We start from the raw sequence: 10,123 nt of genomic DNA, 5'->3' as shown, positions 1-10,123 counted from the left end.
TGTCATGGCTCGGCACCTGCCTGGTTCGTTTTCAAGGGGTGACAGAAGCAAAGCTCGGTGGTGCCCCGCGCAGGGCCGATGCAAGGCCCCCTCTCCCCCAGGCCGTCGCTCCAACGTGACCACAAACCCAACCCAACCCAACCCCTTCCGCCAAAGAAAAATCCGCGAAGCCCTCGCAGGCGTTCGCGGATCTCGCGGGCCTGATCACGCGATTCGCGTCAGGCCATGATCAGCACGTGATCAGAAGGTTTCCCAATCGCCATCGTCGGCGGCGGCCGTCGCGGGCGTGAAGCTCGCGGTGGCGGCAGGGGCTGCGGCTGCAGCGGCCGGGGCGGCAGGCTTGGCCGCCGGCTTGGGCAGGCTGGCACGGGCCACGGGCTTGCTGGCTGGGGCAGGCTTGCTTTCCGATGCGGGCTTGCTGGCGCTCGCTGCAACGGTTGCCGAAGAGGTCAGGGCCTTCGCCTCGCTGACCCCGCTCGAAGACGACAACATGGTCGGTGCCGAATGCAGCGACTTGACCGGCGTCAGCACGGGCTCGGCATGCAGCTTTTGCGTGCCGCCCGCGCCCAGCTTGAAGGCCGAGACGGCGGAAGCCAGTCGCGTGGCCTGCTCTTTCAGGCTCTCTGCTGCGGCGGCGGACTCTTCCACCAGCGCGGCGTTTTGCTGCGTCATCTGGTCGAGCTGGTTGACCGACTGGTTGACGGTGCCGATGCCCTGGCTCTGCTCCGACGAGGCCGCGCTGATCTCGCCGATGATGTCCGAGACGCGCTGCACGCTGGTCAGGATCTCGACCATCGACGAGCCAGCGTCCTGCACCAGCTTCGAGCCGGACTCGACCTTCTCGCTCGAAGCGTTGATCAGCGTCTTGATTTCCTTGGCGGCGTTGGCCGAGCGTTGCGCCAGGGTGCGCACTTCGCCAGCCACCACGGCGAAGCCGCGGCCCTGTTCACCGGCGCGGGCGGCTTCCACCGCCGCATTCAGCGCCAGGATGTTGGTCTGGAAGGCGATGCCGTCGATCACGGTGATGATGTCGGTGATCTTGCGGCTGGCGTTGTCGATCTCGGCCATGTTCGAGACCACCTGCGAGACGATCTGCTCGCCACGCTGGGCGGCGGTGGCCGCGCCAGATGCCAGCTGATTGGCCTGGCGGGCGGCGTCGGCACTTTGCAGCACGGTGCCGGTGAGCTCTTCCATCGAGCTGGCGGTTTGCTGCAGGTTCGAGGCGGTGTGCTCGGTGCGCTGGCTCAGATCCTGGTTGCCCGTGGCGATTTCAGTCGATGCGGTCGAAATCGAATCGGTGGCCTGGCGGATCACGGCGATCGTGTCGCGCAGCTTGTGCGTCATGTCCACCACCGAGCCACGCAGCGAGCCGGTGTCGCCTGCCTGGTGCTGCAAGTTCATGTCCAGGTGGCCATCGGAGATGCGGCTGACCAGGTCGCGCAAGGTCGAGGGCTCGTCGCCCAGGTCCTTCCACACCGAGGACACGATGGCGGCCGAGGCCGCGCCCAGCACGCCCAGCACGATGACGCCGGTCACGATGGTGACCCACAGGTTGGTGTCCACGCCGGCGCGCGCCGAAGCTTGGGCCTCGTCGATGGCAGCTTTGGCCGAAGCCTTGTGTTCGTTCAGCAGCTTGTCCAGCGACTGCAGCGAGCTCTGCATTTTGCCGAGTTGATCGCCTGGGGGCTGCTGGGTCAGCAGCGCACGCGTGGCGCCGATGGCCGAGGACTGGTAGGCCTCGAAGGCATCACCCAGTGTTTTGGCGATCGCGGATTTTTCCGGCAGCTTGCCCATGTCGGCCAGGGCCTTCTTGGCCGTGGCCACCATGGCGTCGGTTTCCTTGAGCTTTTCGGCTTCGCCTTCTGCGGCGGCGGTCTGCAGGGTCAGGCGCAGTTGCTCCACGCTGCGGTCCACCGTCTGCACGTGGGCCATGTGCGGGTTGTCGACCTCGTGGAGGTGCTGGAGGATCCCGGAGGTGCGCTCGCCAACAGCAAAGCTGACGGCCACGCCGACGACGAAGACTGCGGCTGCGCTGATCGGCAGCATCCAGATTTTGGTGCGAAAGTTCATCTTGGCTCCTGCGAGGGAAGAGGGCAGACCGAGCGAGCGGCATGCCCTCCACGGTGAGGCTATCGGCATGATGGCCGAGGCTCTGAAGTCAAAAGGCGCAAATAAGTCGTGCTTCCCAGGCCGTTTGTGCGCCTGTTCCTACAATCCGCGCCATGTCTGCACCTTTGCCCGCCGGCCCGGCTCGCTCCGCTGTCGTTCGCAACCCGATGTTCTGGGTGGCGCTGCTGTACTTCTCCGAAGGGCTGCCGCTGGGCGTGTTCTACGACCTGTTCCCGGTGCACATGCGCCAGGCGGGGGTGGGGCCAGCCGAGATCGGGCTGCTCAGCCTGCTGGGGCTGGCCTGGACGGTGAAGTTCCTGTGGGCGCCGCTGGTCGATGCCTGGCGCCACCACCGGCGCTGGATCGCGGCGGCCAACGTGGGCATGGCCGCAGTGCTGCTGACGCTGGCCACCCAGCCTGAGGCCCTGGGGCAGGGCGCCACCTGGCCCTGGGCGCTGCTGGCGGCCTTCACGGTGCTGTCGGCCACCAACGACATCGCCACCGACGGCTACACCATCGAGCTGCTGGCCAAGGGGCAGTACGGCCTGGCCAACGGCCTGCGCATCGGCTTTTACCGCGTGGGCATGCTGGCCGCAGGCGGTCTGCTGGTGGTGGCGGGCTGGATGGGCACGCCAGGGCAACCGGCCTGGTCTGCGGCGTATGCGGCTGGCGGGGCGCTGATGGTGCTCAACGCGGCTTTGATTTTGCTGGCGCCGGCGCAACCACCGCGTGCGCCCGCGCCGAAGGGCGCTGCAGCCGACGAGTGGCGGGTGCTGCGCAGCCAGCCCCAGTGGCTGCTGGCCTTGGGCCTGGTGCTGGCGGGCCTGCTGTGGCCGGTGCTGGGGCCGGTGGGCAAAGCCTTGTCCTGGGCGCCGGTGCAGGCCATCAGCGGCACCTGGTGGTTCAAGGGCGGGATCCCCGTCGGGCTGATGCTGCTGGGCGCCAGCTTGATGGTGCGCGCGGCGCGGGGCCCACAGGCGGCTCGCCTGGCCGATGGCCCGGTGTTCGGCGCCTGGGTGGCGCTGCTGGCGCGCCCGGGCATGCTGGCGGTGCTGGTTTTCATCCTGCTGTTCAAACTGGGTGACGCGGCCATGGGCTTCATGGTCAAGCCCTTCTGGGTGGACGCTGGTTTCACCCCGGCGCAGATCGGCCTGGTCAGCGTCAACGTGGGCCTGGGGCTGTCGATCGCCGGGGGCCTGGCGGGTGGCTGGTACGTCGACCGAGCCGGCATCTTCAAGGGGCTTTGGGTGCTGGGGCTGGCGCAGGCGCTGTCCAACCTGGGGTACGCGGCGGCGGCCTCGGTGGTGCCGCACGCCTTGCTTGGAGCCGAAGTGAGCGCTAACCATCAAATGGTGGTTTACGCCGCCAGCGCGCTGGAGAGCTTCACCGGCGGCCTGGGCACGGGAGCGTTCCTGGCCTTCCTGATGGGCATCACCGACAAGCGCCGCGCCACCACCGAGTACGCCATCCTGTCGTCGATTTTCGCTTTCTCGCGGGCGGTGGCGGGCTGGGCTGGCGGCCTGGGGGTCGAGCAGATGGGCTACTCGGCCTTCTTCCTGCTGACCTTTTTCCTGTCATTCCCGGCCTACGCGCTGCTGCCGGCGGTGCGGCGTATGCTGTTGCGCGACGAGGCGCGTTGACTCCTTCAGGGCCGCCCCCATTTGTGGCCCTGCCCCTTGAGACCCCAGCAACCCGCGCCCAACCGCTGCCAAACACCATGCCCCTGAACGCTGTCGCCCACCCTCGCCGCATCAACGAACCACGCCAAGCGCTGCGGCCACGCGCCCGGGTGGTCGGCCTGTGCGTGGCGCTGGCCGCCAGCCTGCTGATGCCGGTGGCCTCGGCCTGGGCGCGCGAAGGGGTGGACGTGGGTGGGCAGTCGGGTTTTGCACGCCTGGTGCCGGCCGAGCAGATCGAGCAGGCCGCCGCCCAGCAGTACCAGCAAATGGCCGTGCAGGCCCGTCAGCAAAATGCGCTGCTGCCCGACAACCACCCGCAGGTGGTCCGCTTGCGCACCATCGCCAAACGCATCATCCCGCACAGCCTGAGCTGGAACAAACGGGCCAAGCAGTGGCAGTGGCAGGTCATCGCCATCCACTCCAAAGAGCTCAACGCCTTCTGCATGCCGGGCGGCAAGATCGCTTTCTACACGGGCATCCTGGAGCAGCTCAAGCTGACCGATGACGAGGTCGCCATGATCATGGGCCACGAGGTGGCTCACGCCCTGCGAGAGCACGCCCGCGAGCGCATCGGCAAGCAGTCGGCCACGCGCCTGGGCGCCAACGTGATCTCGGGCCTGCTGGGCCTGGGTGGCCTGGGTGATTCTTTGCTGAACATGGGTGGGCAGTTGCTGACCCTGACTTTCAGCCGCCAGGACGAGTCCGAAGCCGACCTGGTCGGCATGGAGCTGGCTGCGCGCGCTGGCTACAACCCGCAGGCGGGGGTCACCTTGTGGCAGAAGATGGCCGCGGCCTCCAAGGGCGCGCCGCCTCAGTTCCTGTCCACCCACCCGTCCAGCGGCACCCGCATCCAGGACATCCAGGCCAACCTGCCCAAGGTGATGCCTTTGTTCGAGCGTGCGCCCAAGCCCGAGCAGCGTTGGGACGCCCCAGCCCGCTCAGGGCTGAACACGGCCGATCCGCTGGCATTGGCGTTCTGGGGGCGGGGTGAGGGCGCTTTGGGCCGGAGCCCAGCGTCCATGCCTGTCGGTCACGGCGATCACGGGCACTGAGCCGATCGGGGCGACACCGCGCTCAGGCGCACCGTGTGAACGCAGGCGCTTGATGAGGCGAGGGCCTCAAGGGCTGGTGGCCATCAGTTCCGCAGCCAGCTTGCCCACGCGGGCCAGCGCACGCCGCTCGGCCTCGCCCCACTTGCCCCCCAGCCCCAGGCGCATGCAGCGCTTGAATCGGTCGTTGGTGCTGAACAGGCTGCCCGGGGCGATGCAGATGTGCTCCTCCAGGCAGGTGTGGAACAGCTCCACGGTGTCGACCTCGCCCGGCAGCTCCAGCCACAGGATGAAGCCGCCTGAAGGCGAGGTCATGCGCGTGCCCTTGGGGAAGTGGCGCGAGATGAGCGCACGGGCCTCGTCCATGCGCGCCGCGACCACACCACGAAGCTGGCGGTAGCCGGCCTCGATGCCGGGCTGGGTCAGCAGGTCGGCCAGGGCGCGCTGAAGCATCACGGTCTCGCTGCCTGAGGTGGCCGACTTCATGCGCTGCAGGCGCTCGGTGCGACCTGGCGCGGCGATCCAGCCCAGGCGCAGGCCCGGCGCGATCGTCTTGCTGAACGAGCCGCACAGCATCACCTGACCGCCGGTGTCGAAGGACTGCACCGCGCGGCGGCGGTCGTCGTCCTCGCACAGGTCGTTGTAGAGCACGTCCTCGATCAACGGCACCTGGTGGCGCGCCACCATCTGCGCCAGGCGCTTGCGTTCGGCCAGCGGCATGCTGCAACCCAGCGGGTTCGACAGCGTGGGCACGGCCAGGATGGCCTTGACAGGCTGCGTGTCCAGCGCCAACTGCAGGGCGTCGAGCGACAGGCCGGTGCGCGGGTGGGTGGGGATCTCGAGCGCGCGCAGGCCCAGGCTTTCGAGGATTTCCAGGAAGCCGTAGTACGTGGGGGACTCCAGCGCCACCACGTCACCCGGCTTGGTCACCGAGCGCAGGCACAGCGTGATGGACTCCAGGCAACTGCTGGTGACGATGACGTCGTCGGCGTTGACGTGACAGCCCATGCGCAGCGCGTGCCGCGCGATGGCCTTGCGCAGCGATTCATCGCCGGGGCCGAAGGGGTACTGGCACAGCGTGGCGCGGTGGCGCTGGGTGGCGCGGCTGACGGCGCGGCGCACCCGGTCCTGGGCGAACAAGGCGGCATCGGGGCAGGCGGCGCCAAAGGACACGTAGTCCGGGTGGTGGGCCACGCTCATCATCTTGCTGGCCATGGCGCTGATGCCCACGCTGACCGAGCGCTTCGGGGGGCGCGAGGTGTCGGGCTCGGGCAGCTGCGGCGGGCGCGCGGCGACGAAGTAGCCCGAGCGCGGGCGGGCTTCGATCAGGCGCGCGTCTTCGAGCGTGCGGTAGGCCTGCACGACGGTGGACTGCGAGACCCCGTGCTGATGCGCCAGGTTGCGCACCGAGGGGATGCGCTCGCCGCGCGAAAGTGTGCCGGTGCGGATCTGCCGGGCCATGGCGTCGGCGATGCGCAGGTAGAGGGTGTCGGGCAGGCTCGCGTGGGTGTGCATGAGCCCCATTCTGTATGGAACCCCCACCGTTTGACCAGCACAGATGGTGGCGCACACGACCGGCACAGCCGGGCTGTGGTGCGGCCTGTGTGGGTGGCATTGGTGGCCTGCTGACGCGGCCACGTGGCGCAGTTGCTGCCTAAGGTGAGAGGCCCACCCACCCACGAGGCTCACCATGTTCAACTGGATCAGGGGTTTGGTCCCCGCGCTCGCGCCCGTCACATCCGTCAACCTCAAGGGGCCGGTGGTGCTGCCCGCAGGACAGGTTCATCGGCTTCGACTGCGTGCCGGTGACGCCCTGCTGGTTCGCCATGGGCAGGTGTGGATGACGCGGCAAGGCGATCCCTTGGACCACGTGCTCAGTCCGTCACATGGGCACGTGGCGGCTCGGCCGGAAGAGGTGGTGCTGGAGTCGTTCGTGCGGGACGGCAGCGCTTACGAACGCCAGCCGTTGCCTTGACGCAAGGAACCTGCCTTGGTGGCCCTGCGCGGCGTGGTCGACACGGGCGACGCACCCCTCGTGGGTGCGAGCGCAGGGTCAGCGTTTGAGGAAGGGGTTGAACTGACGCTCTTCGCCGAAGGTGCTTTCCGGCCCGTGACCGGGCGTGAACGTGATGTCGTCGCCCAGCGGCAGCAGGTGCTGCGTGATGGCGCGGATCAGGTCACCATGGTTGCCACCGGGGAAGTCCGTGCGGCCGATGCCGCCGTTGAACAGCACGTCGCCCACGAAGGCGTGGCGCGTGCCATCGTGGAAGAACACGACGTGGCCCGGCGTGTGGCCCGGGCAGTGCAGCACCTTGAGCGTCTGCTTGCCGATCTCGACCTCGTCACCATCGTGCAGCCAGCGCGTGGGGGCGAAGGGCTCGGCCTGCGGAAAGCCGAACATCTGGCTTTGCTGGGGCAGGGCGTCGATCCAGAACTGGTCGCCCTCGTGCGGGCCGATGATGGGCAGGGTCAAGGTGCGCGCCAGCGTGCCGGTGCCACCTGCGTGGTCGATGTGGGCGTGGGTGAGCCACAGGGCCTTGAGCGTCAGACCGCGCTCTTCGACCGCCTGCAGCAGCTCGCCGATGTCGCCGCCCGGATCGATCAGGGCGGCCTCGTTCGTCTCGTCGCACCAGACGAGGGAGCAGTTTTGTTCGAAGGCGGTGACGGGGAGGGTGAGGCGGCGCAGCATGACGCCGATGGTACGAGAAACCTCGATCAGTACACGAAGTCCAGCGTCAGCGACAGCAAGTTGACGCGCTGCTCGCGCCCGTAGAAGTCGGTGGAGGCGCTGGAGAAGCCGCCATCGGGCGCGTAGAACCAGCCGGATGACTGCGCCGGCTTGTGGATGTGGTTGAGCTGCAGTTTCAAGGCGACCTGGCTGGCGGCGTCCCAGCGCACGCCCAGGATCGTGGTGCGTTCGGTGACGTGCAGGCCCTCCACGAAGCGCTGGATGTCGGCCGCCAAGGGCGCCAGGGGAACGGGTTGCCCCAGTGCTGCCTGGAAGGGGTTGTTGCGGTTCGAGTCCGTCACCTGCACGCTGGAGACGCCGAGGTAAGGCGTGAACGCGCCCAGGCGGTAGCCTGCGGTGAGGTACCAACCTTTGGTGTCGGGGATGCGGCTCTTGCCTTGGCGGACCGTGTACTCCGCGTTCACCAGCCACTGGTCGCGGTCGTACGACGCGCCGATGCCCGAGAAGCGGACCCTGTCGCCGTCGCCGTAGAAGTCATCCAGCGCAGACAGCACGAAGGCGGACGCGCCGATCAGCTTTTGATCATTGCGGTCGTGGATGGTCGCCCTGGCCGAGGCCGTTCCGGCTCGCAGGCTCAGGCCGTTGTCCAGCGAAGCGCTCAGGTTGAACCCGATCAGGTGGCGCAGCTCGTAGGTGACGGTGTTTTCTTCGGCCAGCACCAGCGCCGCGTACTTCGACTTCGATTGACCACCCCACAGCGAGGCCTGCATCGCGGTGTCGGCCAGCTCGAACCGGTAGGTGAGGTCACCGCCTTCGAAGCGGTTGACCGGCACCTGTCCGTACACGTCCATGGGCGGGCGGGCCGTCAACTGCGTGTAATGCACGTCGCGGGCATCGGAGAGCATGAAGGTTTGCGAGACGAGGCGCCCGGCGCGCAGCGACAGCGATGGGCTGGCGTCCCAGCGCAGGAAGGCCCACTCCACCTCGGGTTTGAAGTCCTTCTGGGGACGGTGCTTGGACAGCAGCTGGACCGTGGCCGTGACGGTGTTCGTGAGCTTGTAGCGGCCTTGCACGGCCAGCTTGGTGTCCAGCTTGAGGTTGAGCCCGTCGCGCACGCCATCGAGGCGGCCAGGTTGGGAGTAGGCCACCTTCTCTTCGTCGGAGATCGCCACGCCCAGCGTGCCGAAACCGGAGAGCTTGAGCCGGCCGTCTGCTGACTCGTACTGAGCATGGGCCACCAGGGGAAGGAGCGCGCAGCAGGCGATCAACAGGAGAGGGGGGGGTGACAGCGACTTCATGTGTCCCTCACGGCAAGACCATCACGGTGCGAACAGAGTTGTCGACCATGCTGGCGTTGATGTAGCCCACGACGTTGGCGTTGGCGGCCACGGCTGCTTTGACGGCCGCCGCATCGGGCAATTCGCGAGGCGGCTCGCCTCGGCCTGTGAACATCACCCGGGCCCAGGTGGTGCGGACCTGGGTCAGGTCGCTGTCGGTCGCGGCGCGGTAGAACACCGCGCGCAGGGGGTGCCCCTCGGGCAAGTCCAGCGGAGTGCGCTCGAAGCTGCGCCCCAGGTAGACCTTGGCCAGTTGAGATTTGGACAGCGGGGGGGCGTTGATGGCGGTGATGACCGCGACCTTGTCCGCCAGGGCCACGCCGCTCAGCGTCATGCCCACGGCCATCAGGAGCGGTGCACTGAGGGACAGTCTCATCTTGGGGTCATCGGCTGTTGGGTGGTGAACTGTAGCGCTGGCCGGCTCGGCAGCCCCACGCTCAAGAATGCAGGGTTTTGGCCGATTTACCAAACGATACCTCGACCTGCAGGATGAACCGATGAACCCTTTGCATCACGCGTTGCGCTGGCTGGCGGCACCCCATGTGCTCGTGCCGGTTGCTGCGTTGGTCGCGCTGGCACTCATGTGGGGTGTGACATTCAACACGTCCCGCACCGAGGAAAAGCGCGCGCACGAGACGTCCCTGCTGGCCACCGAGCGCCTCGTCGACACCTACCAGGCCCAGACCCTTCGCGCCCTCAACGAAATCAACCAGAACCTCAAGCTGATCGCTTACGCGCGCCGCTTTGCCGGCAAGGGGGGCGATTTCGCCGAGCTGCACGCTCAGAACCTGCTGCTGCCCAAGTTGCTGTTCACGACGCGGCTGGTCGACAGCCAGGGGCGGGTGTTGGCGAGCTCCCGATCGGACGGGGCGGGCGAGTCGGTGTCGGGTGAACTGCTGGCTCACCATGCCGCCTTTTCGGAGCTGTTCGTCAGCCGGCCCTACCAGCCCGCCGGTGGCGGCGAGGCGGTCATGGACATCAGCCGAAGGGTGGACGATGGCGATGGCAGCGAGATCGTGGTGATCACCATGCCGGTGAGCTACCTGGTCAGCGACCACGACACCCAACGGTTTGGTAACGCTGGGGTGCTGGCCGTGATCGGCCAGGATGGCGTCGTGCGTGCGATGCGAACGGGGGAGCAGGTCACATCTGGCGCCAAGGTGGACTTCTCTCAGGTCCTGCCTCAAGACGAGGCGGAGGTTGGCGAGGCTGCCCTGCGCCCGACCCCTTGGGGCCGCGAGCCCCGCTACATCGGCTCCC

General features: G+C 67.8%; 8 protein-coding genes and 1 pseudogene. 4 read left to right on the top strand and 5 right to left on the bottom strand.

What is annotated here, in order from left to right; all coding sequences use genetic code 11:
• Positions 1–240: 240 nt before the first annotated feature.
• A complete protein-coding gene (locus B2W70_RS02135) occupies positions 241–2,070 on the bottom strand; it encodes a methyl-accepting chemotaxis protein (RefSeq protein WP_083505944.1) in 1,830 nt (609 codons plus the stop codon).
• Between the two features lie 152 nt (positions 2,071–2,222).
• On the opposite strand from B2W70_RS02135, the gene B2W70_RS02130 reads away from it, so the two are divergent.
• Together B2W70_RS02130 and B2W70_RS02125 are read left to right on the top strand one after the other, a co-directional pair.
• Positions 2,223–3,749, top strand: coding sequence for an MFS transporter (locus B2W70_RS02130; RefSeq protein ID WP_286742363.1), 1,527 nt, complete (start codon positions 2,223–2,225; stop codon positions 3,747–3,749).
• 77 nt (positions 3,750–3,826) lie between these two features.
• Positions 3,827–4,840: a M48 family metallopeptidase gene (locus B2W70_RS02125; RefSeq protein WP_083505946.1), complete on the top strand. Its 1,014-nt coding sequence runs from the start codon at positions 3,827–3,829 to the stop codon at positions 4,838–4,840.
• 66 nt (positions 4,841–4,906) lie between these two features.
• Here the strand turns inward: B2W70_RS02125 and B2W70_RS02120 are convergent, their stop codons facing one another.
• Positions 4,907–6,352, bottom strand: a complete 1,446-nt coding sequence (locus B2W70_RS02120; RefSeq protein WP_286742359.1) for a PLP-dependent aminotransferase family protein — start codon at positions 6,350–6,352, stop codon at positions 4,907–4,909.
• Between the two features lie 175 nt (positions 6,353–6,527).
• Here B2W70_RS02120 and B2W70_RS02115 point away from each other — a divergent pair, with 175 nt between their 5' ends.
• Positions 6,528–6,812, top strand: a complete 285-nt coding sequence (locus tag B2W70_RS02115) for a DUF2917 domain-containing protein (protein ID WP_058087336.1) — start codon at positions 6,528–6,530, stop codon at positions 6,810–6,812.
• Positions 6,813–6,890: 78 nt separating this feature from the next.
• Here B2W70_RS02115 and B2W70_RS02110 read toward each other — a convergent pair whose 3' ends face one another.
• From B2W70_RS02110 to B2W70_RS02100, 3 genes are read right to left on the bottom strand one after another with little or no spacing between them, the layout of a single operon-like run.
• On the bottom strand, positions 6,891–7,526 hold the full coding sequence (locus B2W70_RS02110) for an MBL fold metallo-hydrolase (RefSeq protein WP_286742356.1): 636 nt from the start codon (positions 7,524–7,526) through the stop codon (positions 6,891–6,893).
• 26 nt (positions 7,527–7,552) lie between these two features.
• Positions 7,553–8,824: a hypothetical protein gene (locus B2W70_RS02105; RefSeq protein WP_286742355.1), complete on the bottom strand. Its 1,272-nt coding sequence runs from the start codon at positions 8,822–8,824 to the stop codon at positions 7,553–7,555.
• 7 nt (positions 8,825–8,831) lie between these two features.
• Positions 8,832–9,239, bottom strand: a complete 408-nt coding sequence (locus B2W70_RS02100; protein ID WP_286742353.1) for a hypothetical protein — start codon at positions 9,237–9,239, stop codon at positions 8,832–8,834.
• Positions 9,240–9,360: 121 nt separating this feature from the next.
• Between B2W70_RS02100 and B2W70_RS02095 the strand changes: the two are divergent.
• Positions 9,361–10,123: pseudogene (locus B2W70_RS02095) on the top strand (hypothetical protein); the annotation flags it as partial.

Source organism: Aquabacterium sp. UBA2148 (assembly GCF_002328915.1).
Classification (GTDB): Bacteria; Pseudomonadota; Gammaproteobacteria; order Burkholderiales; family Burkholderiaceae_C; genus Aquabacterium; species Aquabacterium parvum.
This window is presented reverse-complemented; position numbering and strand designations above follow the sequence as displayed.

What these genes read in the sequence shown, in the direction of transcription:
- B2W70_RS02125 (WP_083505946.1), top strand. Translation starts at nt 3,827, where the DNA reads ATGCCCCTGAACGCTGTCGCCCACCCTCGCCGCATCAACGAACCACGC.
- B2W70_RS02110 (WP_286742356.1), bottom strand. Translation starts at nt 7,526, where the DNA reads ATGCTGCGCCGCCTCACCCTCCCCGTCACCGCCTTCGAACAAAACTGC.
- B2W70_RS02120 (WP_286742359.1), bottom strand. Translation starts at nt 6,352, where the DNA reads ATGCACACCCACGCGAGCCTGCCCGACACCCTCTACCTGCGCATCGCC.
- B2W70_RS02130 (WP_286742363.1), top strand. Translation starts at nt 2,223, where the DNA reads ATGTCTGCACCTTTGCCCGCCGGCCCGGCTCGCTCCGCTGTCGTTCGC.
- B2W70_RS02105 (WP_286742355.1), bottom strand. Translation starts at nt 8,824, where the DNA reads ATGAAGTCGCTGTCACCCCCCCCTCTCCTGTTGATCGCCTGCTGCGCG.
- B2W70_RS02100 (WP_286742353.1), bottom strand. Translation starts at nt 9,239, where the DNA reads ATGAGACTGTCCCTCAGTGCACCGCTCCTGATGGCCGTGGGCATGACG.
- B2W70_RS02115 (WP_058087336.1), top strand. Translation starts at nt 6,528, where the DNA reads ATGTTCAACTGGATCAGGGGTTTGGTCCCCGCGCTCGCGCCCGTCACA.
- B2W70_RS02135 (WP_083505944.1), bottom strand. Translation starts at nt 2,070, where the DNA reads ATGAACTTTCGCACCAAAATCTGGATGCTGCCGATCAGCGCAGCCGCA.